Origin of the sequence: Pseudomonas sp. UBA7500 (assembly GCF_002478435.1) — a bacterium.
In the GTDB taxonomy this organism is placed as follows: domain Bacteria; phylum Pseudomonadota; class Gammaproteobacteria; order Pseudomonadales; family Pseudomonadaceae; genus Aquipseudomonas; species Aquipseudomonas palmensis.
Map to the genome: position 1 here is coordinate 49,625 of NZ_DLNW01000004.1, position 23,122 is coordinate 72,746.

Annotated in this window: 19 protein-coding genes and 1 tRNA gene; 14 read left to right on the forward strand and 6 right to left on the reverse strand. The window is 65.1% G+C overall.

Translation table 11 applies throughout. The annotated features are described in order from the left end of the window. Positions 1 to 4 precede the first annotated feature (4 nt). From rpoD to B4I46_RS04530, 3 genes are all read left to right on the forward strand, one after another. A complete protein-coding gene (gene rpoD, locus B4I46_RS04520) occupies positions 5 to 1,858 on the forward strand; it encodes an RNA polymerase sigma factor RpoD (RefSeq protein ID WP_043863742.1) in 1,854 nt (617 codons plus the stop codon). Between the two features lie 127 nt (positions 1,859 to 1,985). Beyond that, entirely contained in the window at positions 1,986 to 5,726 is a 3,741-nt protein-coding gene (locus tag B4I46_RS04525) for a bifunctional diguanylate cyclase/phosphodiesterase (protein WP_043863741.1), read from the forward strand. Between the two features lie 13 nt (positions 5,727 to 5,739). After that, a tRNA-Ile gene (locus tag B4I46_RS04530) sits at positions 5,740 to 5,816 on the forward strand. A gap of 182 nt (positions 5,817 to 5,998) precedes the next feature. Here the strand turns inward: B4I46_RS04530 and prfH are convergent. The 3 genes from prfH to B4I46_RS04545 form a co-directional block, all read right to left on the reverse strand. Beyond that, positions 5,999 to 6,619: a peptide chain release factor H gene (prfH, locus tag B4I46_RS04535; RefSeq protein ID WP_043863775.1), complete on the reverse strand. Its 621-nt coding sequence runs from the start codon at positions 6,617 to 6,619 to the stop codon at positions 5,999 to 6,001. Then, positions 6,619 to 7,755: an RNA ligase RtcB family protein gene (locus tag B4I46_RS04540; RefSeq protein ID WP_286898798.1), complete on the reverse strand. Its 1,137-nt coding sequence runs from the start codon at positions 7,753 to 7,755 to the stop codon at positions 6,619 to 6,621. The genes prfH and B4I46_RS04540 overlap by 1 nt, the downstream gene beginning before the upstream one ends. A gap of 399 nt (positions 7,756 to 8,154) precedes the next feature. After that, positions 8,155 to 8,946: an AraC family transcriptional regulator gene (locus tag B4I46_RS04545; RefSeq protein ID WP_043863700.1), complete on the reverse strand. Its 792-nt coding sequence runs from the start codon at positions 8,944 to 8,946 to the stop codon at positions 8,155 to 8,157. An 87-nt stretch (positions 8,947 to 9,033) separates the two neighbouring features. Between B4I46_RS04545 and panB the strand changes: the two genes are divergently transcribed. The 11 genes from panB (at position 9,034) to B4I46_RS04600 (ending at position 20,644) form a co-directional block, all read left to right on the forward strand. Then, complete coding sequence (gene panB, locus B4I46_RS04550) at positions 9,034 to 9,855, forward strand: 3-methyl-2-oxobutanoate hydroxymethyltransferase (protein WP_043863699.1); 822 nt, start codon at positions 9,034 to 9,036, stop codon at positions 9,853 to 9,855. A gap of 77 nt (positions 9,856 to 9,932) precedes the next feature. After that, positions 9,933 to 10,391, forward strand: a complete 459-nt coding sequence (locus tag B4I46_RS04555) for an Lrp/AsnC family transcriptional regulator (RefSeq protein WP_054915967.1) — start codon at positions 9,933 to 9,935, stop codon at positions 10,389 to 10,391. Between the two features lie 247 nt (positions 10,392 to 10,638). Then, positions 10,639 to 12,321 (forward strand): flavin monoamine oxidase family protein, encoded by a 1,683-nt coding sequence (locus tag B4I46_RS04560; protein WP_043863697.1) that lies wholly within the window; start codon positions 10,639 to 10,641, stop codon positions 12,319 to 12,321. A gap of 12 nt (positions 12,322 to 12,333) precedes the next feature. Then, positions 12,334 to 13,134 carry a carbon-nitrogen hydrolase family protein gene (locus tag B4I46_RS04565; RefSeq protein ID WP_054915968.1) on the forward strand — a complete coding sequence of 267 codons (801 nt, stop codon included), beginning with the start codon at positions 12,334 to 12,336 and terminating at the stop codon, positions 13,132 to 13,134. A gap of 42 nt (positions 13,135 to 13,176) precedes the next feature. Beyond that, positions 13,177 to 15,513, forward strand: coding sequence for a pyrroloquinoline quinone biosynthesis protein PqqF (pqqF, locus tag B4I46_RS04570; protein WP_286898801.1), 2,337 nt, complete (start codon positions 13,177 to 13,179; stop codon positions 15,511 to 15,513). Between the two features lie 120 nt (positions 15,514 to 15,633). After that, the gene (pqqA, locus tag B4I46_RS04575) at positions 15,634 to 15,705 is read left to right on the forward strand and encodes a pyrroloquinoline quinone precursor peptide PqqA (RefSeq protein WP_008365141.1); all 72 of its coding nucleotides are present in this window, start codon (positions 15,634 to 15,636) and stop codon (positions 15,703 to 15,705) included. Between the two features lie 67 nt (positions 15,706 to 15,772). Continuing rightward, positions 15,773 to 16,684 carry a pyrroloquinoline quinone biosynthesis protein PqqB gene (gene pqqB, locus B4I46_RS04580; protein ID WP_054915970.1) on the forward strand — a complete coding sequence of 304 codons (912 nt, stop codon included), beginning with the start codon at positions 15,773 to 15,775 and terminating at the stop codon, positions 16,682 to 16,684. A gap of 8 nt (positions 16,685 to 16,692) precedes the next feature. Further along, entirely contained in the window at positions 16,693 to 17,448 is a 756-nt protein-coding gene (gene pqqC, locus B4I46_RS04585; RefSeq protein WP_054915971.1) for a pyrroloquinoline-quinone synthase PqqC, read from the forward strand. Beyond that, entirely contained in the window at positions 17,445 to 17,720 is a 276-nt protein-coding gene (pqqD, locus tag B4I46_RS04590) for a pyrroloquinoline quinone biosynthesis peptide chaperone PqqD (RefSeq protein ID WP_043863692.1), read from the forward strand. The genes pqqC and pqqD overlap by 4 nt, the downstream gene beginning before the upstream one ends. After that, positions 17,692 to 18,852: a pyrroloquinoline quinone biosynthesis protein PqqE gene (gene pqqE / locus B4I46_RS04595; RefSeq protein ID WP_286898805.1), complete on the forward strand. Its 1,161-nt coding sequence runs from the start codon at positions 17,692 to 17,694 to the stop codon at positions 18,850 to 18,852. The genes pqqD and pqqE overlap by 29 nt, the downstream gene beginning before the upstream one ends. Next, complete coding sequence (locus B4I46_RS04600) at positions 18,818 to 20,644, forward strand: S9 family peptidase (protein ID WP_286898807.1); 1,827 nt, start codon at positions 18,818 to 18,820, stop codon at positions 20,642 to 20,644. The genes pqqE and B4I46_RS04600 overlap by 35 nt, the downstream gene beginning before the upstream one ends. Before the next feature lie 88 nt (positions 20,645 to 20,732). Here B4I46_RS04600 and B4I46_RS04605 read toward each other — a convergent pair whose 3' ends face one another. The 3 genes from B4I46_RS04605 to B4I46_RS04615 all read right to left on the reverse strand — a co-directional run bounded on the left by B4I46_RS04605 (position 20,733) and on the right by B4I46_RS04615 (position 23,021). Next, positions 20,733 to 20,891 (reverse strand): YqaE/Pmp3 family membrane protein, encoded by a 159-nt coding sequence (locus tag B4I46_RS04605; protein ID WP_011063854.1) that lies wholly within the window; start codon positions 20,889 to 20,891, stop codon positions 20,733 to 20,735. Between the two features lie 163 nt (positions 20,892 to 21,054). Next, complete coding sequence (locus B4I46_RS04610; RefSeq protein ID WP_286898812.1) at positions 21,055 to 22,326, reverse strand: aspartate aminotransferase family protein; 1,272 nt, start codon at positions 22,324 to 22,326, stop codon at positions 21,055 to 21,057. After that, positions 22,323 to 23,021 carry an MOSC domain-containing protein gene (locus B4I46_RS04615; protein ID WP_043863688.1) on the reverse strand — a complete coding sequence of 233 codons (699 nt, stop codon included), beginning with the start codon at positions 23,019 to 23,021 and terminating at the stop codon, positions 22,323 to 22,325. Before B4I46_RS04615 ends, B4I46_RS04610 begins: the two co-directional genes overlap by 4 nt. Positions 23,022 to 23,122: the final 101 nt, after the last annotated feature.

A 23,122-nucleotide genomic window follows, 5' to 3' on the forward strand; every position in this document is an offset into this window, starting at 1 on the left:
TGTTATGTCCGGAAAAGCGCAACAGCAGTCTCGCATCAAAGAGTTGATCACCCGCGGTCGTGAGCAGGGCTACCTGACTTACGCGGAGGTCAACGACCACCTGCCAGAGGATATTTCAGATCCGGAGCAGGTGGAAGACATCATCCGCATGATCAACGACATGGGGATCAACGTATTCGAGAGTGCTCCGGATGCGGATGCCCTTTTGTTGGCCGAGGCCGATACCGACGAAGCCGCCGCCGAAGAAGCTGCCGCAGCGTTGGCGGCCGTGGAGACCGATATCGGTCGCACGACAGACCCGGTGCGCATGTACATGCGTGAAATGGGTACCGTCGAGCTTCTGACCCGCGAAGGCGAAATCGAAATCGCCAAGCGTATCGAAGAAGGTATCCGTGAAGTGATGGGCGCCATTGCGCACTTCCCGGGCACCGTCGACTACATCCTCGGCGAATACGACCGCGTCACCACCGAAGGTGGCCGTCTGTCCGACGTGCTCAGTGGCTACATCGACCCGGATGACGGCATCGCGCCGCCGGCCGAAGTACCGCCGCCTGTCGATCCGAAAGCCCCGGCCAAGGCCGATGCGGACGACGACGAGGAAGAAGAGAAGGAAGGCGCCAGCGATGAAGAGGACGAGGTCGAAAGCGGCCCCGATCCGGTCGTCGCCCAGCAGCGTTTCGGCGCTGTCGCCGACCAGCTGGAAGCAACCGCCAAGGTCCTGAAGAAGCACGGTCGCCACAGCAAGCAAGGTATTGCCGAGCTGCTGCAACTGGCCGAGCTGTTCATGCCGATCAAGCTGGTACCCAAGCAGTTCGAAGTACTGGTTGAGCGCGTGCGCAGCGCCCTGGAGCGCCTGCGCGCCCAGGAACGCGCCATCATGCAACTGTGTGTGCGTGATGCCCGCATGCCACGTGCCGACTTCCTGCGTCTGTTCCCGAGCAACGAAGTGGACACCACCTGGAGCGGCGATCTGTCCAAGCGCAGCGCCAAGTGGGCCGAAGCACTGGGCCGCCTGGACGCCGATATCGTGCGTTGCCAGCAAAAGCTGATCGACCTGCAGGAAGAGACCGGCCTGACGATCGCCGAGATCAAGGACATCAACCGTCGCATGTCGATCGGTGAGGCCAAGGCCCGCCGCGCGAAGAAAGAGATGGTCGAAGCCAACTTGCGTCTGGTGATCTCCATCGCCAAGAAGTACACCAACCGTGGCCTGCAATTCCTCGATCTGATCCAGGAAGGCAACATCGGCTTGATGAAAGCGGTGGACAAGTTCGAATACCGTCGTGGCTACAAGTTCTCGACCTATGCCACCTGGTGGATCCGTCAGGCGATCACTCGCTCGATCGCCGACCAGGCCCGCACCATCCGTATTCCGGTGCACATGATCGAGACGATCAACAAGCTCAACCGCATTTCCCGGCAGATGCTGCAGGAAATGGGTCGTGAACCGACCCCGGAAGAGCTGGGTGAGCGCATGGAGATGCCTGAGGACAAGATCCGCAAGGTACTGAAGATCGCCAAAGAGCCGATCTCCATGGAAACCCCGATCGGTGACGACGAAGATTCGCACCTGGGTGACTTCATCGAGGATTCGACCATGCAGTCGCCAATCGATGTGGCCACGGTCGAAAGCCTGAAGGAAGCGACCCGGGACGTGCTCTCCGGCCTGACCGCACGTGAAGCCAAGGTGCTGCGCATGCGTTTCGGTATCGACATGAACACCGACCACACCCTCGAAGAGGTAGGCAAGCAGTTTGACGTGACCCGCGAGCGGATCCGTCAGATCGAAGCCAAGGCGTTGCGCAAGCTGCGCCACCCGACGCGAAGCGAGCATCTACGCTCCTTCCTCGACGAGTAATGACGAACCCCGGCAAATGCCGGGGTTTTTCTTTTTCAGGCCCTGACGTTTTAACCCCTGCGTTCTTCGCCCTTCGGCCAAACCCCCGTCTACACTCGAATCTATCCACTTGAGTGACGAGGCCGCTATGCCCAGACTGCCGGCCCTCGTGCTGCCCCTCCTGCTGATGTGGAGTGCAGCGGCCGGCGCCTTGACCCTGAACGACGAAGAGAAAGCCTGGCTCAGTGCGCATCCGCAGCTGCGCCTGGGCGTCGACGCATCCTGGCCACCCTTCGAATACCGTGACCAGGACGGCAAGTACCAGGGATTGGCCGCCGACTACATTGCGTTGATCCAGGAGCGCCTGGGTGTTGTGTTCACGCCAATCGAGCCGAGCAGTTGGTCGGCCGTGCTCGAACAGGCCCGGCAGGGCCAGCTGGACCTGCTGCCCGGCATCATGTCCACCCCCGAACGCCAGGGCTACCTGGCCTTCACCCGCCCTTACCTCGACTTCCCCATCGTGATCCTGGCCCACGAAGGCGGGCCCAGGCCACGTGACCTCAAGGAGCTGTACGGCCTGAAAGTCGCCGTGGTGGAGAACTACGCCCCACACGAACTGCTGCGTACCCACCACCCCGACCTCAACCTGGTGGCGCTGCCCAATGTCAGTTCAGCGCTTCAGGCCCTGGCCACCGACGAAGTCGATGCCGTGGTCGGCGACCTCGCCTCCAGCGTCTGGAGCCTGCGCCAGCTAAAGCTCGAAGGGCTCTACGTCAGCGGCGAAACCCCTTACCGCTACCAGCTGGCCATGGCGGCCCCGCGCCAACAGAAGATGCTGATCGGCATCCTCGACAAGGTGATTGCCGACATGAGCCCGGCCGAGCTCAGTCATATCCAGGAGCGCTGGGTCGGCAAAGTGCTGGAAAACAGCAACCGCTGGCGCGACCTGCTGCTCTACGGCCTGCCCGGCATCCTGCTGCTGGTGGCGATACTGGCGGCGGTGATGCGCGTCAACCGCCGGCTAAGCTCGGAAATTTCCCGGCGCATAGCCCTGGAACAGGAGCTGCGCAGCAGCGAGTACCACTACCGCGGCCTGGTCGAGAGCCTCTCGGCGATTGCCTGGGAAGCCGATGCCAACAACTTCACCTACAGCTACGTCTCGCCCCACGCCGAAGACCTGCTCGGCTACCCGATCAGCCAATGGCTCAAGCCCGGCTTCTGGCGCGACATCCTGCACCCGGACGACGCCCTCTGGGCACAGGCCTACTGCGACAGCGAAACCGCCGCCGGCCGCGACCACAGCCTGGACTACCGGGTGATCCGCGCCGATGGCAGGGTGCTGTGGGTACGCGACATCGTCAGCCTGATCGAGCATGGGCACACCCCGGTGATGCGCGGGCTGATGATCGACATCAGCGAAACCAAGAACACCGAGCAGGCCCTGCGTCTGTCGGAGCAGAAGTTCGCCTCGGTGTTCCAGCAATGCCCCGACATCCTGCTGATCGCCCGGGTCAGCGATGGCTGCCTGCTGGAGGTCAACGAAGCCTTCGAGGACCAGATCGGCCTGAGCCAGGACCAGGTGATCGGCCGCACCGCCGCCGAGCTCAACCTGTGGGGCATCGAAGACCAGGGGCCAGCCCCGCTGCAGCGCCTGCAGGGCGGCAACATCCGCAACCTCGAAATGCCTTTTCGGCGCAGCAACGGCCAGCTGTTCACCGGGCTCACCTCGGCGGAGATCTTCGACCTAGACAGCACCCCGGCGCTGGTGGTGGCGGTGCGCGACATCAGCCAGCTCAAACAGACCCAGGAGCAACTGCAGACCTCCGAAGAAAAGTTCGCCAAGGCCTTCCACGCCTCGCCTGACGGCCTGCTGCTGTCGCGCCAGAGCGACGGGCTGCTGATCGAGGTCAACGACGGGTTCTGCCGCATCACCGGCTTCGATAGCCAGGTACTGGACCACAGCACCCTGGAGCTGGGCATCTGGGTAGACCTCAACGAGCGCCGGCAACTGCTCGAGCTGCTGAACCGAAACGGCTTCGTGCGCGACTTCAGCTGCCACATCCGCCGCGCCGACGGGCAGATCCGCCTGTGCGAAGTCTCGGCGCGGCCGCTGCCGATTGCCGGCGTGGACTGCATGCTGACCATCGCCCGCGACATCACCGAGCGTCACCTGATGCAGGAAAAACTGCAACTGGCGGCCACTGTGTTCGAAAACACGGCCGAAGGCGTACTGATCACCGACATCGACCAGCACATCAGTGCGGTCAACCGCGCGTTCAGCGAAATCACCGGCTACAGCGAGTTCGAAGCGCTGGGCCAGACCCCGCGCCTGCTCGCCTCGGGCCAGCACGACAGCGCCTTCTACGCCGCCCTGTGGCATCAGCTGACCGCCGAGGGCCACTGGCAGGGCGAAATCCAGAACCGGCGCAAGAGCGGCGAGCTCTACCCTGCGTGGCTGACAATCAGCGCCGTGCGCAATCACGAGCGTGAGATCACCCACTTCGTCGCCGTGTTCGCCGACATCTCCAGCCTCAAGCATGCCCAGGCCGAGCTCGACTACCAGGCCCACCATGACCCCCTCACCGGCCTGCCCAACCGCACCCTGTTCGAAAGCCGGCTGCAGGCCGCACTCAGCAGCCCGCAGCCTTCGGGTCGCCAGGGCGCGGTACTGTTCCTCGACCTGGACCGCTTCAAGCACATCAACGACAGCCTCGGCCACCCGGTCGGCGACCTGCTGCTCAAGGCAATCGCGCAGCGCCTGAAAGAACAGGTGCGCGACAACGACACCGTGGCACGCCTGGGCGGGGACGAATTCATCATCCTGCTGCCCGGCCTGCACCAGCCAAGCGATGCCGAGCATATCGCCAACAAGCTACTGGCCTGCTTTGGCGCGCCGTTCCAGGCCGGCGAACACGAGTTCTTCACCAGTGCCAGCATCGGCACCAGCCTGTACCCCCAGGACGGCACCGACGTGGCCTCGTTGATCCGCAACGCCGATGCGGCCATGTACCGCTCCAAGGCCAAGGGGCGCAACCGGGTCGAGAGCTACACCCGCGACCTGACCGCCCAGGCCGCCGAGCGCATCGCGCTGGAGCACGAACTGCGCCGCGCCATCGAGCGCAAGGAACTGAGCCTGAGCTACCAGCCCAAGTTCAGCCTCAAGACCCAGAGCCTGGTGGGCGCCGAGGCACTGATTCGCTGGCGCCACCCGACCTTCGGCGACGTACCGCCGGAGCACTTCATCTCGCTGGCTGAAGAAAATGGCATGATTCTGCAACTGGGCGACTGGGTGTTGGAGCAGGCGTGCCGGCAGATGCAAGCGTGGAAGCACAGCTACCTTGCGTTCGGGCCGCTGTCGGTCAACCTGGCGGGCGCGCAGTTGCGTCAGCCGTTGCTGGTACAGCGCATCGAGCAATTGCTGCGCACTCACCAGCTCAAGGCGGGTGACCTTCAGCTGGAGATCACCGAGAACTTCATCATGAGCCAGGCCGAGGAGGCGCTGGCCATCCTGCACCAGCTCAAGCGCATCGGTGTACAACTGGCCATCGACGACTTCGGCACCGGCTACTCCTCGCTCAGTTACCTCAAACGCCTGCCTCTGGACATCCTCAAGATCGACCAGTCGTTCATCCGCGGCCTGCCGGATGACCCGCACGATGCGGCGATTGCGCGGGCGATCATTGCGCTGGGGCGCAGCATGCAGTTGACCATCATCGCCGAGGGCGTGGAGAACCAGGCGCAGCAGCAATTTCTGGCGGCCGAGGGTTGCGAACAGATCCAGGGCTACATCGTCAGCCTGCCGCTGGCGGCGCCTGAATTCGCCGCGACCTTTCTACGCCGGGCAGTTTCGGATCTTTCGGATAGCACAGCCTCGAAACCCTCGCTATAATCCGCGACCACTGGGGCCTATAGCTCAGTTGGTTAGAGCAGAGGACTCATAATCCTTTGGTCCACGGTTCAAGTCCGTGTGGGCCCACCATACTCAAAGCCGCGCATTGCGCGGCTTTTGCGTTTTTGGCGGGATCGCCTCAAATACGCAGTGCTCATTGGCAACTCGTAAACCCGAGTGCGAGCCGGGTCCTTTCCTCATCCGTTTTTGTGAGGCCGGCATCGCCTACGCCGCCCGGCCTGACTTTTGCTCGACGACTATTCGCACACAATCTACTCGTCAGCCGGCTCGAAGCGCTCGCCGCGAAACACCCGACGTGGATTGCCACGCTCGATGCGGTGATGGAACAACCGCCGCTCCGCGCGCAGTTCGCTGTCGACCTGCTCTGCCTGTTGCGCCAGGCGTTGACCGATGAGCAGCAGCGCCAAGCGTTTGTTGGCGTGCTGGCTACGCTCGCTCTGTACCTTGACGCTGACGCCGCTGGCCAGGTGCGTGGCGCGCACTGCCGAGTCGGTGGTGTTGACATGCTGACCACCCGGCCCGGACGAACGCAAGGTCTCGAAGTGGATCTCGCTCGCCAATTCCGGTGCCGGTGGCGCAAACCGTGCGCCCCCAAAGAACCAGTTCTTGCGCGCATGCCCCGGCCGGTACGGACTGCTGCACGTCCATTGCAGCGAGCCCGTCCAGTGATCCGCCAGGCGCTCGGCCTGCTCGCCATCCAGTGCCAGCAACACCGAGCGCAAGGTACCGCGCCGCGGCCCCGGCTCTTCTTCGAGTATCCGTACCGCCACGGCCTGGGCATCCGCTTCGGCCTGCAGCCTGAGCAATGCCTTGGCCACTGCCAGGGCACATTCTTCCGGCCCCTGAGCCGCCGAGAGTTGCAGCAGGATCATCAGCAGCACCCTCCGCGCGTCTTGTAGGTCAGCACCGGTTTCAGTCGTGCCAGCACGCGAACCAACCCCGCTTCACGCAAGGCACCCACCACCGAGCCGATAGCCTTGTAGGCCTCCGGCGCTTCCTCGTAGATCAGCGCCCGGTCGGCGCAGATCACGCGGCTGCCTAGTGCCGTACGACTCAGTTGCTCGACGCTGTAGCGCGAGGCGAGGCGGTCCTTGCACTCGCTGCGCATCCATTTGCGTCCGGCGCCATGGGCCAGGGACAACAGGCTGCGCTCGTCGGCGATCGGCTGTACCAAGTAGCTGTAGTCGCCGCGCGAACCAGGGATCACCACCGCCCCCTGATCCGACGGTGTGGCGCCTTTGCGATGCAGCCAACCATCGAGCCCGTCGACCTGCGCTGGCGACACCAGGTTGTGGTTGATGTCGAGCAGTACATCGCCATCGGCACGCAAGCGGTCGAGCATGCGCCGGGCAATCAACTGACGGTTGGCTTCGGCAAAACGCAGCGCGCCGTCGTGCCGGCCCAGGTAATAAGTGCTGGCCTCACTGCCCGCCTCCAGCCCGTGATGACCGAACAGGTCGACCTGCTCACGCAAGATCGCCTCGCCCAAACCACGCGAGCCGCTGTGCACCAGCAACAGCAGGTGTTTGCGCTCGATGCCCAAGGCTGCCAGGGCCGCATCGTCGTAGCTTTCATCAAGTTGCTGCAGCTCGGCGAAGTGGTTACCACCACCAATGGTGCCTAGAGAACGCTCGTGCCCCGTGGCAGGCAAACCGAAGCTGGCGACGGCCTCCTGCCACGTCTCGTCGAGCGGCAGGTCGAGGTTGCCAAGGCGTTTCTCCAGCTTGTCCAGATGCAGCTTGGCGGTCGGGATGTCCGTACGCCACAGCGCCATGCCACAGCCGATGTCATTGCCGACCAGCGCCGGGTACAAACGCCCCACGGAAAAGAATGCCGCGCCGACCGGATAGCCACGCCCCGGATGCAGGTCCGGCATGCCGGCCACCCGATGCATGCCCCCTAGGCGAGCGGTGGTTTCGAGTTGTTGGATCGCTTTTCCTTCGATCCAGGTGTCGTCCGCGGCGACCAATACGGCGCCGTCGGACAAATTGCGAATACAAGTGCCCATAGTCCAATCCTGATGGGTTGAAACAAAAAGATGTTCGGATTGGCAGGCCAGAGGCCGGGCGTTGCGGTACCGCTAACGAGTAGCGGCGAATGCGTTCAAGCCAGGCGCGACCTGCAAAGGGTGATCAACTGTTGCATGATGTACCTCCTTTGCTGTCGGGTGAGAGAAGGCGGGCATCTTAGGTGTGTAATTGCCACCCTGCAACAACCTTGATCACATTTTTACCAGGAGAACAACGTCATGGCCGCAAAACCTGACCGCTCCGCGGTACAAAAAACATACCCTGGCGGTACAGTGCCCAGCTTCCAACCATTTCGCCAATTACGCTAAACACTAGTCCGTGTGGGCCCACCATACTCAAAGCCGCGCATTGCGTTTCCGGCCCTCAGAACTTCACAATCACATCCCCAAACTGGCCGCATACACCCCCGGCGTCTTCCCATAGTGGCGCTGAAACAACCCGATGAACGCCGACACCGAGTCATACCCCAGTTCATTCGCCAGCCGAGTCACGCTCATGCCCTGCGCCAGCAACGGCAATGCGGCCAGCAAGCGCAGGCGCTGGCGCCATTCACGGAATGAAAGCTGGGTCTGCGCCTGAAACAGGCGCACCAGGGTGCGCCGCGATGCCCCCACCTGCTGCGCCCATTGCTCGAGGGTACGGTTGTCCCCAGGCTCGGCCTGCAGTGCATCGGTGATCCGGCGCAGGCGCGGGTCGCTGGGCAGCGGCAGGCTGAACGGTGCTTCGGCCAGCCCCTGCAACTCGTCCACCAGCACCTGCAGCAGGCGCGCCTGCGGCCCGTCGTCAGGGTAGTCGACGGGAAAGTGGCTGACCCGTTCGATCAGCTCGCGCACCAGCGGCGTCACCTGCAGTACCGCGCAGTCACGGCGAGCGCCCGGCAGCACCGCGGCATCCAGGTACAGCCCGCGAAACGCCAGCGCCTGCTCACTGAACGCCGTGTGCTGCACCCCTGGCGGAATCCACAACGCGCACTGCGGCGGCAGCAGATAGCTGTGGCGCTCGGTCAGCACCTGCATGATCCCGGCGCTGGCATAGGTGAACTGCACCCAGTCATGGCTGTGCATCTGCACTTCATAACCTGCCGGTATGCCGAACATGCGCCGCTGCACCGGGCGCGAAAGCGCCAGCGGTACGGGCGGCACCTGCGGTATCTGTCCCGCTTGCGGCATCAGCTGTCCCCTTTGCTCAAGTGAGCCAAAAGTGCCGATGGTAGCCTGCGCCGCGACCCGTTGCACAACCTGATCGGAGACTTGTCGATGAGCACCCATGTACGTCAAAACCGCCTGACCATTCCCGCCATCCAGCAGCGCAAGGGCGCCGGCAGCCTGGTGGTGCTGACCGCCTACAGCCTGCCCATGGCCCGCTGGGTGGATGCCCATGCCGACCTGATCATCGTCGGCGACTCGGTGGGCATGGTGCTGTACGGCATGCCCAGCACCCTGGGCGTGACCCTGGACATGATGATTGCCCATGGCCAGGCGGTGATGCGCGGGGCAGAGCGCGCCTGCGTGGTGGTCGACCTGCCGTTCGGCTGCTATCAGGCCTCGCCGGAGCAGGCATTTGTCAGCGCCGCCCGGGTGCTGCGCGAAACCGGTGCACAGGGCATCAAGCTCGAAGGTGGCGCCGAAATGGCCCACACCGTCGAATTTCTGGTGCGCCGTGGCATTCCGGTGATGGCGCACGTGGGCCTGATGCCGCAGCAGGTCAACAGCATGGGCGGCTTCAAGGCCCAGGGGCGGGATGAACAAAGCGCAACCAAGGTGCGCGACGATGCCTTGGCCATGCAGGCGGCGGGGGCGTTCTCGGTGGTGCTCGAGGGCATCGCCGAGCCGCTGGCCCGCAGCCTGAGCGAAGCGTTGCACATCCCCACCATCGGCATTGGCGCATCCCCTGCGTGCGATGGGCAGGTGCTGGTGACCGAGGACCTGCTGGGCCTGTTCGGCGAGTACCAGCCGCGCTTCGTCAAACGCTATGCCGAGCTGCAACCGCAGATCGAACAGGCACTGGAGCACTACGCCCGCGAGGTGCGCAGCGGGGAGTTCCCGGGGCTGGAGCACTGCTTCAAGGCCGCGCCCTGATAGCACCGGCGTGGACAGTGGGTCGATTAGCTGCCTTAATCGGCCCACTTCCCAAGCGAAAGAAACGATCCCTGTCCATGCCCACCCGCCCTGTCGCCCTCGATGAAATCGACCGTCAACTGATCGCCGCCCTGCAGATCAATGCCCGCGAAAGCGTGGCCATGCTTGCCCGGCAACTGGGCATTGCCCGCACCACCGTGACCTCGCGCCTGGCGCGCCTGGAGAAAACCAACGTCATCAGCGGTTACGGCGTGCGCCTTGGCCAACGTGTGATCGACGGCGGCCTGCAGGCCTATGTGGGCATCACCGTGCGCCCCCGCTCGGGCAAGGAGGTGGTACGCCGCCTGAGCGCCATGGGGCAGATCCAGCAGTTGTGTGCGGTCAGTGGTGAGTTCGACTATGTGGCGTGGCTGCGCAGCGATTCGCCCGAACAACTGGACCAGTTGCTCGACCAGATTGGCAGTGTCGAGGGCGTGGAAAAAACCACCACCTCGATCATCCTCAGCAGCAAGGTGGACCGCGGCCAACCAGTTTGACATGGGTTAGCGGGGAACAGATAGGGCCCTTCGCTGGCAAGCATGCTAACGGTGCTCGCAAACCTGTAGGAGCCGGCCTTGCCGGCGAAGGCATCACTCTGCTCAAGCATCCCGTCACAATGACAAAAATACCCACAAAACGACGACACTCTGCATCTTAATAACCAACACCCTCCCCTCGTAGAATGACCGCCAGCATTTCCTATACTCAAGCTCCGCTCCCCGCGCAGCCCTGGCAAGGTCTCCCATGAACAAGAACAATCGCCACCCCGCCGACGGCAAAAAACCGGTCACCATCTTCGGCCCGGACTTCCCCTTCGCCTTCGACGACTGGATCGAGCACCCGGCCGGCCTGGGCAGCATTCCCGCCGAGCGCCACGGTGAGGAGGTGGCCATCGTCGGTGCCGGCATCGCCGGCCTGGTGGCCGCCTACGAGCTGATGAAGCTGGGCCTCAAGCCGGTGGTGTACGAGGCGTCGAAAATGGGCGGGCGCCTGCGCTCGCAGACCTTCTCCGGCGCCGAAGGCATCGTCGCCGAGCTGGGTGGCATGCGCTTCCCGGTGTCTTCCACGGCCTTCTATCACTACGTCGACAAGCTGGGCCTGGAGACCAGACCCTTCCCCAACCCGCTGACCCCCGCCTCCGGCAGCACGGTGATCGACCTCGAGGGCCAGACCCACTACGCCGAAAAACTCAGCGACCTGCCGGCACTGTTCCAGGAAGTCGCCGACGCCTGGGCCGATGCGCTGGAGGATGGTGCACGCTTCGGCGACATCCAGCAGGCAATCCGCGATCGCGACGTGCCGCGCCTGAAGGCGCTGTGGAACACCCTGGTGCCGCTGTGGGACGACCGCACCTTCTACGACTTCGTCGCCACCTCCAAGGCCTTCGCCAAGCTCAGCTTCCTGCACCGCGAAGTGTTCGGCCAGGTGGGCTTTGGCACCGGCGGCTGGGACTCCGACTTCCCCAACTCGATGCTCGAGATCTTCCGCGTGGTGATGACTAACTGCGACGATCACCAGCACCTGGTGGTGGGCGGTGTCGAGCAGGTGCCCCTGGGCATCTGGCGGCATGTGCCGCAACGCTGCGCCCACTGGCCGCAAGGCACCAGCCTCAGCTCGTTGCACCGTGGCACGCCACATTCAGGGGTGAAAAGCATCGCGCGCGCCGACGATGGGCGCCTGGCCGTTACCGACACCTGGGGCGTCACCCGCCATTACGCCGCGGTGCTCACCACCTGTCAGAGCTGGCTGCTGACCACCCAGATCGAGTGCGAGGAGTCGCTGTTCTCGCAGAAGATGTGGATGGCCCTGGACCGCACCCGCTACATGCAGTCGTCCAAGACCTTCGTGATGGTCGACCGCCCGTTCTGGAAGGACAAGGACCCGCAGACCGGCCGCGACCTGATGAGCATGACCCTCACCGACCGCCTCACCCGCGGCACCTACCTGTTCGACAACGGCGACGACAGGCCGGGGGTGATCTGCCTGTCGTACTCGTGGATGAGCGATGCGCTCAAGATGCTGCCGCACCCGGTGGAAAAACGCGTGAAACTGGCGCTGGACGCCCTGAAGAAGATCTACCCCAAGGTCGATATCGCCGGGCACATCATCGGCGACCCGATCACCGTGTCGTGGGAAGCCGACCCGCATTTCCTGGGGGCGTTCAAGGGCGCCCTGCCCGGCCATTATCGTTACAATCAGCGCATGTACGCGCACTTCATGCAGCAGGACCTGCCTGCCGAGCAGCGCGGCATCTTTATCGCAGGCGACGACGTCTCCTGGACCCCGGCCTGGGTCGAAGGCGCGGTGCAGACTTCGCTCAACGCGGTATGGGGCATCATGAACCACTTCGGTGGCCGCACCCACGCCGACAACCCCGGCCCTGGCGATGTATTCAACGAGATCGGCCCGATCGCCCTGGCCGACTGAAAGGAGAGACCCATGCGCATAGCCCTGTACCAGGGCCAGCCCCACCCGATGGACGTGGCCGGCAACCTCGAGCGCCTGCACCAGCAGGCGCAGCTGGCGGCGGCACGCGGCGCCGAACTGCTGGTGTGCCCCGAGATGTTCCTCAGCGGCTACAACATCGGCAGCGAAGCGGTCGCACGCCTGGCCGAGCCGCAGGACGGCGCATCGGCCATGGCCGTGGTGGAAATTGCCCAGGCCAACCGCATCGCCATCGTCTACGGCTACCCCGAGCTTGGCGAGGACGGCCAGGTGTACAACAGCGTGCAGTTGATCGACGCCCACGGCAGCAGCCTGGCCAACTACCGCAAGACCCACCTGTTCGGCGGGCTGGACCGCGCCATGTTCAGCCCCGGCCCCGACCATTTCCCGGTGGTCACGCTCAATGGCTGGCAGCTGGGCCTGTTGATCTGCTACGACATCGAGTTCCCGGAAAACGCCCGCCGCCTGGCCCTGGCCGGGGCCGAGCTGATCGTGGTGCCGACAGCCAACATGCGGCCCTACGATTTCATCTGCCAGTTCACCGTGCGCGTACGCGCCCAGGAGAACCAGTGCTACCTGGTGTATGCCAACTACTGCGGCGCCGAGGAGCAGATCCACTATTGCGGCCAAAGCAGCATCATCGGCCCGGACGGCAGCCTGCTGGCCATGGCCGGGCATGAGCCCACGCTGCTGGTGGCCGACCTCGAGCTGCAACGGGTGCACGAAGGCCGCGCCAGCACACCGTACCTGCACGACCTGCGTGTGGAACTCCACGGCGGCCCGCGCAAGCACTGATTTATCCGCTAGCATGACGGTTCGCACGTTACCGGAGCCGTCATGTCCTGCGCCCACCTCACCCTGCCCAACGGCCTGCACGTCACCCTGCGCCATGCACCGCGGCTCAAGCGCTGTGCAGCGGCAGTGCGGGTTCGCGCCGGCAGCCACGATGCTCCCAGCGCCTGGCCGGGGCTGGCGCACTTTCTCGAACACCTGTTCTTTCTCGGCAACCCGCGCTTTGCCATCGACGACGCCCTGATGCGCTACGTGCAGCGCCAGGGCGGCCAGGTCAATGCCAGCACGCGGGAGCGCACCACCGACTTCTTCTTCGAAGTGCCGGCTGCCGCCTTCGAGGGGGGCATCGAGCGCTTGTGCGAAATGCTCGCCAACCCCCAGGCCGACCGTGCGCAACAGCTGCGCGAGCGCGAAGTGATCCATGCCGAGTTCATTGCCTGGGCGCGCAACCCCGAAGCGCAGCGTCAGCACGCACTGCTGCAGAGCGTGCCGGCGCAGCATCCGCTGAGCGGTTTTCACGCTGGCAACCGCTACAGCCTGCCGGTACCCGACGCGGCCTTCCAGAGCGCCCTGCAAGCCTTTCACCAACGCTACTATCAGGCCGGGCAGATGACCCTGAGCCTGGTCGGCCCACAGCCACTGGCCACCCTTGAAGCCCTGGCCATGCAGTACGGCGCCGTCTTCACACCCGGGCAGGCCATCGAACAAGGCCCGGCACCGGCGCTGCAGCTTCGCGCTGCGCGGGTTGAACAGCTGCCCGGGCAACGGGATGTGCTGCTCGGCTATGAACAGCTGCCCGCCGGCGCTGCCCAGGCGATCGCCTTTCTCGACACCTGGCTTTCGGACACCCGCCCGGGCGGGCTGCTGGCCGCTTTGCGCGAACGGCGCTGGCTGGAAGATTTCAGTTTTTCGGCATTGCATCAGTTCGCCGCACAGGCACTGCTGCACGCGCGCTTCAAGCTCAATGACGCGGCACCTGCCGACCAGGTCGAAGACCTGTTCCGGGACTGGCTGAGCTTCTTGCGCGATGCCGACCTGACGGCGCTGAACAGCGAATATGCACGTATCCAGCAGTCACGCGCGCTGGCCGCCGGCGCCCTGGAACTGGCGCGCCGCGACAGCAGCGGCCAGCCATTCAGTGCACTCGACGCCCAGGGCCTGGCGGCACTGCAAGGCCTGCTCGAACCCTTCACCGAGCAAGCCCGCCAGCCCTGGCGACTGCCACCTGCCGAGCCCTTGCTGGCCGTCGGGTTCAGCGATGCACCCGCCACGCCGACACCCGCCGGGGTTATCCACAGCCCGGCGCTGCCGGCCGTGCGGCAGTACGGCGTGATCTACCTGCGCTGGCAGGTGCGCTCGGCGTTGCGCGCGCGGCTGTGGCGCGTACTCGAAGGTGCCCTGCGCCCACTGGTCGAGCGCGCCACCCGCGCCTCGGTGGAGCTGCAATGGAGCGAGTGCGAGCACCTCTGGCAACTGCGCTGCGCCGGGTCACCGCCCGCCGTGGTCGCAGTCGTCGAGCAGGCATTGGCGCTGCTGCGCCTGCCTGCCGCCCAGGACTGGAGCGCAGGCCCAGGCACCGAGCCGGCGCTGATCCCGATCCGCCTGCTGCTAAAGCAGTTGCCGGGCTGTATCGTCGGGCGTGACCCGGGGCCATTGCCGGCCTGCCTGATCGCCCAGCCCGAGCTGGATGCGCTCTGGCAGCATGCCCGCTGGCAGGGCATGACCTGCGGCTTCACCGAAGCGGTGCAGCCGACGCTGAATGCGCTGCTGGCACAGGTACCGGGACAGCCGGGCATGGCCGAGCCGATCACCGGCGATGCCACAGGGCCCTGGCAGCATGTGCCGCTGCCCGAAGGCGAGCACGCACTGCTGGTGTTCTGCCCCGCCCCGCCCGGCAGCGAGGCGGTGTACCGGCTGCTGGCGCATCGACTGCAAGGGCCCTTCTACCAGCGCCTGCGGGTGGAGCTGCAACTGGGCTATGCAGTGTTCAGCGCATTGCGCCAGGTGCAGGGCCATACCGGCCTGCTGCTGGGCGTGCAGTCGCCCAAGGCCGACCCGGCACAGATCCTCGAGCACATGCGCTGCGTGGTCGCAGGCTTCACCCATGACCTGACCGATGATGCCGAGGCGCGTCAGGCCCTGGCGGCGCAGTACCACGAACCGGACATGGGCAATGCCGACGTCGCCGAATGGGCCTGGCAGGCCCGGCTGGCCGGCAGCGACGCCCCCAGCCTGGACACGCTGCGACAACAGCTGCTGGCCGTCACCGCACAGCAGCTCGAACACGCCGCCCGGCACCTGTTCGACAACGCCCTGTACCTGGCCAGCGCCGCACAGGGCGGATTGTTACCGGCAACGCAACAGCCTTTCTCGCAGGTTTAACCAAACTGTCCATTAATTTTAGTAAGATGGCGCTACCCGGGCCGTTGTAACCCCTTGTTTCAAAGGGGGGCCTAAATATGTAGCCACCCGCCCCCAGACCTATCCGGAAGGAGTACTCCCATGTGGACCAAACCTGCTTACACTGACCTGCGTATTGGCTTTGAAGTGACCATGTATTTCGCAAGTCGCTGAGTCTGCTTGCGGTACAACGCCTCGGTCAGCCGGGGCGTTTTCATTTTTGGACGCAGCAGGAGTGGCCATGTACATCCAGATTCTAGGTTCCGCCGCCGGCGGCGGTTTCCCGCAGTGGAACTGCAACTGCGACAACTGCAAGGGCTTTCGCGACGGCACCTTGCGCGCCAGCGCACGCACCCAGTCCTCGATCGCACTGTCCGACGACGGGGTGCACTGGGTGCTGTGCAACGCCTCGCCGGACATCCGCGCGCAGCTGCAAGGCTTCGCCCCCATGCAGCCGGCCCGCGCCCTGCGCGACACCGGGATCAACGCGATCATCCTGCTCGACAGCCAGATCGACCACACCACCGGCCTGCTCAGCCTGCGCGAAGGTTGCCCGCACCAGGTGTGGTGCACCGACATGGTCCACCAGGACCTGAGCACCGGCTTCCCTCTGTTCACCATGCTCAGCCACTGGAACGGTGGCCTGCAGTGGAACCGCATAGAGCTCGAAGGCAGCTTCGTGATCGAGGCGTGCCCGAACCTGCGCTTTACCCCGTTCCCGCTGCGCAGCGCCGCGCCGCCCTACTCGCCGCACCGCTTCGACCCGCACCCGGGCGACAACCTGGGGCTGATGGTCGAAGACCTGCGCACCGGCGGCAAGCTGTTCTACGCCCCGGGCCTTGGCCAGTTCGACGACAAGCTGCTGCAACTGATGCACGACGCCGATTGCCTGCTGGTCGACGGCACGCTGTGGGAGGATGATGAGATGCAGCGCCGCGGTGTCGGTACCCGCACGGGCCGCGAGATGGGTCACCTGGCACAGAATGGCCCCGGCGGCATGCTCGAGGTACTCGAAGGCTTCCCCGACCAGCGCAAGGTACTTATCCACATCAACAACACCAACCCGATTCTCGATGAAGACTCCGCCGAGCGCGCCGAACTGGCCCGCCGCAACGTCGAAGTGGCCTTCGACGGCATGAGCATCGAGCTGTAGGAGCCCCCATGAGCGAAGCCGTACCGCTTTCCCCCGCCGCGTTCGAGCAGGCCTTGCGCGCCAAGGGCGCCTACTACCACATCCATCACCCCTACCACGTGGCCATGTATGAAGGCCGCGCCAGCCGCGAGCAGATCCAGGGCTGGGTCGCCAACCGCTTCTACTACCAGGTCAACATCCCGATGAAGGATGCGGCGATCCTGGCCAACTGCCCGGACCGCGAGATCCGCCGTGAGTGGATCCAGCGCCTGCTCGACCACGACGGCGCCCCCGGCGAAGACGGCGGCATCGAAGCCTGGCTGCGCCTGGGCCAGGCCGTGGGCCTGGACCCCGACCAGCTACGCTCGCAGGAGCTGGTGCTGCCCGGCGTGCGCTTCGCGGTCGACGCCTACGTCAACTTCGCCCGCCGTGCCAGCTGGCAGGAAGCGGCCAGCAGCTCGCTGACCGAACTGTTCGCCCCGCAGATCCACCAGTCACGCCTGGACAGCTGGCCACAGCACTATCCCTGGATCGACCCGGCCGGCTACGAATACTTCCGCACCCGCCTGGGCCAGGCCCGGCGCGATGTGGAGCATGGCCTGAGCATCACCCTGCAGCACTACACCACGGTGCAGGGTCAACAACGCATGCTGGAGATTCTTCAGTTCAAGCTCGATATTCTGTGGAGCATGCTCGACGCCATGAGCATGGCCTATGAACTGAACCGCCCGCCCTACCACAGCGTCACCAGCGAGCGGGTGTGGCACAAGGGGATCACCTTATGAGTTTCGACCGTTCGAAGACGCCGCACTGGCGCCCCGGCTACCGCTTCCAGTACGAACCGGCGCAGAAGGGCCATGTGCTGCTCTACCCCGAAGGAATGATCAAGCTCAACGAAAGCGCCGCGCTGATCGGCGGGCTGATCGACGGCAAGCGCGATGTGGCCGCGATCATTGCCGAGCTGGACGTTCAATTCCCCGGTGTACCCGAACTCGGTGACGACATCGAGCAATTCATGGAGGTCGCCCGTGAGCAACACTGGATCGTCCTTGAGTGAGGTACCGGCCAAGCCCGCAGTCGGCCTGCCGCTGTGGCTGCTGGCCGAGCTGACCTACCGCTGCCCGCTGCAATGCCCGTACTGCTCCAACCCGCTGGACTTCGCCGAGCAGGGCAAGGAGTTGAGCACCGAGCAGTGGTTCAAGGTGATGGCCGAGGCGCGTGAAATGGGCGCCGCGCAACTGGGCTTTTCCGGCGGCGAGCCACTGGTGCGCCAGGACCTGGCCGAGCTGATCGGCGAGGGGCGCCGCCTGGGCTACTACACCAACCTGATCACCTCCGGCATCGGCCTGACCGAACAGAAGATCGCCGACTTCAAGCGCGCCGGGCTGGACCACATCCAGATCAGCTTCCAGGCCAGCGACGAACAGGTCAACAACCTGCTGGCCGGCTCGAAGAAAGCCTTCGCGCAGAAGCTGGAGATGGCCCGCGCGGTCAAGGCCCACGGCTACCCGATGGTGCTGAACTTCGTCACCCACCGGCACAACATCGACAAGATCGACCGCATCATCGAGCTGTGCATCGCCCTGGAAGCCGACTTCGTCGAGCTCGCTACGTGCCAGTTCTACGGCTGGGCCAAGCTCAACCGCGCCGGCCTGCTGCCCACCCGCGCGCAGCTGGAGCGCGCCGAACGCATCACCAACGAATACCGCGAGAAACTGCAGGCTGCGGGCAACCCATGCAAGCTGATCTTCGTCACCCCCGACTACTATGAAGAGCGGCCCAAGGGCTGCATGAACGGCTGGGGCAGCATCTTCCTCACCGTCACCCCGGACGGCACCGCACTGCCGTGCCATGGCGCACGCCAGTTGCCGGTACAATTCCCCAACGTGCGCGAACACAGCATGCAGCACATATGGTATGACTCGTTCGGCTTCAATCGTTTTCGCGGCTACGACTGGATGCCCGAGCCGTGCCGCTCCTGCGACGAGAAAGAAAAGGACTTCGGCGGCTGCCGCTGCCAGGCCTTCATGCTGACCGGCGACGCCAGCAATGCCGACCCGGTTTGCTCCAAATCGGCGGACCACGGGATCATCCTCGCTGCTCGGGAGGAGGCCGAAACCGCCACCCAGACCATCGACCAGATGACCTTCCGCAATGATCGAAACTCCCGTCTCATCGCCCGCGGCTGAGCGTTTCAGCGCACAACAGGCGGTTGCCGCCGGCACCGACTACGCCGAACTCAAGCGCAGCCCGCTGGGGCTGTTCTGGAACGAGTTTCGCCCCCAGGACGGCGGTTGCCGCATCTGGCAGTGGCGTGACGGCCAGGCCCGCTGCCTGACCCCCGACGGCTTCAGCGTGCGCAGCCGCGTCTACGAGTATGGCGGCGGCGGTTTCTGCCTGAGCGACGACGGGCTGGTGTTCGTCAACGAAGCCGACCAGCAGCTCTACAGCCAGGGGCTCGGCGGCGGGCAGCCGCAGCCGCTGACCCACGGCCCGTGCCGCTACGGTGACCTGCGCTGGGGCGCCGGCCAGGTGCTGGCGGTTGAAGAAGACGCCGATGTGCACCGGCTGGTATCGATCGCCGCCGGCACCCGCACGGTACTGGCCGAAGGCGCCGACTTCTATGCCGCTCCCACCTTCAGCGCCGACGGCCAGCGCCTGGCCTGGATCGAATGGAGCCGCCCGCACCAACCCTGGACTGCCACCCGCCTGCTGTGCGCCGAACGCCGCGATGCACACACCTGGGAAGCGCCGCGCTGCATCGCCGGCAGCGAGGCGCAACCGGAATCGCTGCAGCAGCCGCGCTTCGATGCCGACGGTCGCCTGTACTGCCTGTCGGATCGTGACGGCTACTGGCAACCCTGGGGCGAAACCCCGCAGGGCTGGGCAGCACTGCCGGCCGAGCGCGCCGACCATGCCGGCGCACCGTGGCAACTGGGCGCCAGCACCTGGCTGCCCCTGGACGGCGGCGGGTATCTGGCGAGCTGGTTCGAGGGCGGCTTCAGCCGCCTGGGCGTGCATCATGCCGATGGCACCCTGGAAGACTTCAGTGACGTCTACACCCGCTTTCGCTGCCTGGAGATCGACGACCGGTACCTGTATGCCATCGCCGCCTCTGCCGTCAGCACGCCCGCCGTCATCGCCATCGACCGCCACAGCCATACCGTTCAGGTGCTGGCCGGCGGTGCGATGCCCTTGCCCAGCGAACAGGTCAGCCAGCCGCGCAGCATCACCTACCCCAGCGGCGATGCCCAGGCGCACGCCTTCTTCTACCCGGCCATGAATGGTGTCGAGGCGCCGCCGCTGGTGGTGTTCGTGCATGGCGGACCGACCTCGGCGTGCTTCCCGGTGCTCGACCCGCGCATCCAGTACTGGACCCAGCGCGGCTTTGCCGTGGCCGACCTCAACTACCGTGGCAGCAGCGGCTATGGCCGCGCCTATCGCCAGGCCCTGCACCTGCGCTGGGGCGAAGTGGACGTGCAGGATGCCTGCGCAGTGGTCGACTTCCTGGCAGGGCAAGGGTTGATCGACCCGACGCAGGCGTTCATCCGCGGGGGCAGCGCCGGGGGCTACACCACGCTGTGTGCGCTGGCGTTCCAGAATGTGTTCCGTGGCGGGGCGAGCCTGTACGGGGTCAGCGACCCGCTGGCGCTGACGCGCGCCACGCACAAGTTCGAAGGCGATTACCTGGACTGGCTGATCGGCGACCCGCAGCAGGATGTGCAGCGTTATCAGGCGCGCGCGCCACTGCTGCATGCCGCGCAGATCAAGGTGCCGGTGATTTTCTTCCAGGGCGAACTGGATGCGGTGGTGGTGCCGGAGCAGACCCGTTCGATGCTGGCGGCGCTGAAGGCCAACGGGGTGCGTGCCGAAGGGCATTTCTACCCGACCGAGCGGCACGGGTTCCGGACGGCAGCGAACCTGGCGCATGCGCTGGAAGAAGAGTGGAAGTTCTACCGGGAAGTACTGGGCCAGTCTTGATGCCCCCATCGCGGGTCAAGCCCGCTCCCACAAAGGTCTCGATGATCCTTGTGGGAGCGGGCTGGACCCGCGATGGCCGCGACGCGGTCTAGCGCTTGGCGATGATGTACACCGCGTGCACGATCCCCGGAATGTAACCGCACAAGGTGAGCAGGATGTTCAGCCAGAAGGCGCCACCAAAACCCACCTGCAGGAACACGCCCAGCGGCGGCAACAGAATGGCGAAGATAATTCGGATCAGGTCCATCGGGCAGCTCCTTGTCTAAAGTCCTAACTACAGACTGCAAGCACCCCCCACTGGTTCAAATAGCCATCCCCCATAAAAAAACGCCCCAGGCCAAAAGGATCAGGCCCGGGGCGATGCGCAGGAACGCGAGACGGTTCGTTGAATTCGGTACGGCGCTACCGGGTCAGGCACGCCGCTGGTTGAGTTGCGCCGTGTGCACACGGGCAAAGGCACGCGCCAGGCGCAGCAGCATTTCGTCGATGTTGCCGCGGCTGACGGTCAGCGCCGGCGAAAAGCGCAGCACATTGGCCTGCGCCGCATTGAGCAGCAGCCCTTCCTGCAGCGCCGCCTTGACCAGGGCCGCGGCCGAGTCGTCGCTCAGCTCCAGGCCCCACAGCAAGCCCTGGCCGCGCACCTCGCCCTGGCCATAACGCCCCGCCAGGTGGCTCAGGCCATCACGCAGGTGCCGCCCCGACGCCTGCACCTGCTCCATGAAGCCCGGCTCCAGCACGGCATCGAGAATCGCCAGGCCCGCCGCACTCATCAGTGCATTGCCATGGTGACTGCCTTCCAGCTCGCCGGCCTCGGCGCAGCAGGCCGTACCCCGCGCCAGCAGGGCGGCCAGCGGCACACCGCCGCCCAGGCCCTTGCCCAGGGTGATGATGTCGGCGCGCACGCCGTAGGTCTGCTCGGCCAGCAGCGCGCCGCAACGGCCCACGCCGGTCTGCACCTCATCCAGGATCAGCAGGATGCCCAGTTCGCGGCACAGGCGCTCGACACCCTTGAGGTACTGCTGGGTGGCCGGGATCACCCCGGCCTCGCCCTGGATCGGCTCGAGCATGATCGCCACGGTACGCGAGTCCACTGCTGCATGCAGCGCGGCCAGATCGTTGAACGGCACCTTGCTGAAACCCGGCAGGCCGGGCTCGCAGCGGTTGCACGCCGACGGGTCGGAGGCCGACAGCGCCCCCAGGCTGCGCCCGTGGCAGCTCTGGCGCGCAGTGATGATGTGGTAGGCGCCATTGCGATGCAGCTGGCCCCACTTGCGCGCCAGCTTGATCGCACCTTCGCAGGCTTCGGCACCACTGTTGAGCAGGTAGGCCTGATCGCTGCCGGTGCTCTGGCACAGGCGGTTGACCAGGCTCAACAGGCCACGGTTATGAAAGCCGGTGCCGGGGTTGATCAATGCCTGGGCCTGGCTGCTCAGTGCCTGCACCAGCGCCTTGGGGCTGTGCCCGAGGCTGTTCACCGCGCAACCCTGGGTGAAATCCAGATAGGCGCGGCCTTCGTTGTCCCACAGCCACGAACCCTGGCCGCGCACGAACACCTGTGGCGCACGCTCGGTGGCCGGCATCAGGCATTCCCGCGACAGCTGCTCGGCCTGGGCCAGTGCCACCGGCGCCGGTGCCTGCTCGGCAGCGCGCGCCGCCTGGCGACGCAGATTGAACAGGTTCATGCACGCAGCCCTTCCAGCGGCAGGCCAAGCAGGCGCGCGGTCCAGTCCTCGACCTGGCCGCTGCGCAGGCGCTTGATCGCGATGTCGCGCCAGCGTGACGAGAGGGCCGGACAATCCACCAGCTTTTTCAAACCCGCATGCTCCAGAGGTTCACGGTAAAAAGTATGCAGTGCCCAGGCCACGGTCAGGCCCGGATAGCTGCGTTGTATCAGTTCGAACGGCTCGTCGGCGCTGACGAAGCCAGGCTTGAGCACCCGGTAGAACCAGCCGCAGCGCAGCGCGTCCTGCGCCTGTTGCGGCAGGTTCGGCAAGCCCCAGCGATGGCTCAGGCGGTAGCACGGCGAGCGCGGCTGACTGACCTGCAGCAGCGCCCCGCCCCAGCGGAACATGTCGCCCAGGCAGACGTGCTCTTCGGTAAGGCCGCGGGTCGAGAGGTTTTCGCCAAAACCCGGCGCGCACCAGTCGATCTGTGGATAACGTCGCCGCCACCAGGCGTAGTGCTCGGCCGGATAGTGGTGCAAGGCCCGCTCGGGGCCGGTATGGAAGCGCGGGTCGCCGTGTTCGTCGCTGCCCAGCCCCTGTGGCCATAACCACAGCCTTCTTGCAACCTGTTCCTTATCGATATCGGTGAGTAACCCATAACCGACATTTTTTGCCTTGCCTATGTAAACGCCATCCACATACACGGTATTCATCGCGCCTTCTGGCCCTGTAAACCTTGTGAATACGGGATAGACTAGGCTTCTCGCGGGCCTTCGGCCATTTCGTTTTTCGAGCTTTTTTGATAAGTATTGCT

Bases quoted from the DNA above. Each gene is read 5' to 3' on its own strand.
- rpoD (WP_043863742.1), top strand. From the start codon at position 5: ATGTCCGGAAAAGCGCAACAGCAGTCTCGCATCAAAGAGTTGATCACC.
- B4I46_RS04525 (WP_043863741.1), top strand. From the start codon at position 1,986: ATGCCCAGACTGCCGGCCCTCGTGCTGCCCCTCCTGCTGATGTGGAGT.
- prfH (WP_043863775.1), bottom strand. From the start codon at position 6,619: ATGATCCTGCTGCAACTCTCGGCGGCTCAGGGGCCGGAAGAATGTGCC.
- B4I46_RS04540 (WP_286898798.1), bottom strand. From the start codon at position 7,755: ATGGGCACTTGTATTCGCAATTTGTCCGACGGCGCCGTATTGGTCGCC.
- B4I46_RS04545 (WP_043863700.1), bottom strand. From the start codon at position 8,946: ATGCCGCAAGCGGGACAGATACCGCAGGTGCCGCCCGTACCGCTGGCG.
- panB (WP_043863699.1), top strand. From the start codon at position 9,034: ATGAGCACCCATGTACGTCAAAACCGCCTGACCATTCCCGCCATCCAG.
- B4I46_RS04555 (WP_054915967.1), top strand. From the start codon at position 9,933: ATGCCCACCCGCCCTGTCGCCCTCGATGAAATCGACCGTCAACTGATC.
- B4I46_RS04560 (WP_043863697.1), top strand. From the start codon at position 10,639: ATGAACAAGAACAATCGCCACCCCGCCGACGGCAAAAAACCGGTCACC.
- B4I46_RS04565 (WP_054915968.1), top strand. From the start codon at position 12,334: ATGCGCATAGCCCTGTACCAGGGCCAGCCCCACCCGATGGACGTGGCC.
- pqqF (WP_286898801.1), top strand. From the start codon at position 13,177: ATGTCCTGCGCCCACCTCACCCTGCCCAACGGCCTGCACGTCACCCTG.
- pqqB (WP_054915970.1), top strand. From the start codon at position 15,773: ATGTACATCCAGATTCTAGGTTCCGCCGCCGGCGGCGGTTTCCCGCAG.
- pqqC (WP_054915971.1), top strand. From the start codon at position 16,693: ATGAGCGAAGCCGTACCGCTTTCCCCCGCCGCGTTCGAGCAGGCCTTG.
- pqqD (WP_043863692.1), top strand. From the start codon at position 17,445: ATGAGTTTCGACCGTTCGAAGACGCCGCACTGGCGCCCCGGCTACCGC.
- B4I46_RS04600 (WP_286898807.1), top strand. From the start codon at position 18,818: ATGATCGAAACTCCCGTCTCATCGCCCGCGGCTGAGCGTTTCAGCGCA.
- B4I46_RS04605 (WP_011063854.1), bottom strand. From the start codon at position 20,891: ATGGACCTGATCCGAATTATCTTCGCCATTCTGTTGCCGCCGCTGGGC.
- B4I46_RS04610 (WP_286898812.1), bottom strand. From the start codon at position 22,326: ATGAACCTGTTCAATCTGCGTCGCCAGGCGGCGCGCGCTGCCGAGCAG.
- B4I46_RS04615 (WP_043863688.1), bottom strand. From the start codon at position 23,021: ATGAATACCGTGTATGTGGATGGCGTTTACATAGGCAAGGCAAAAAAT.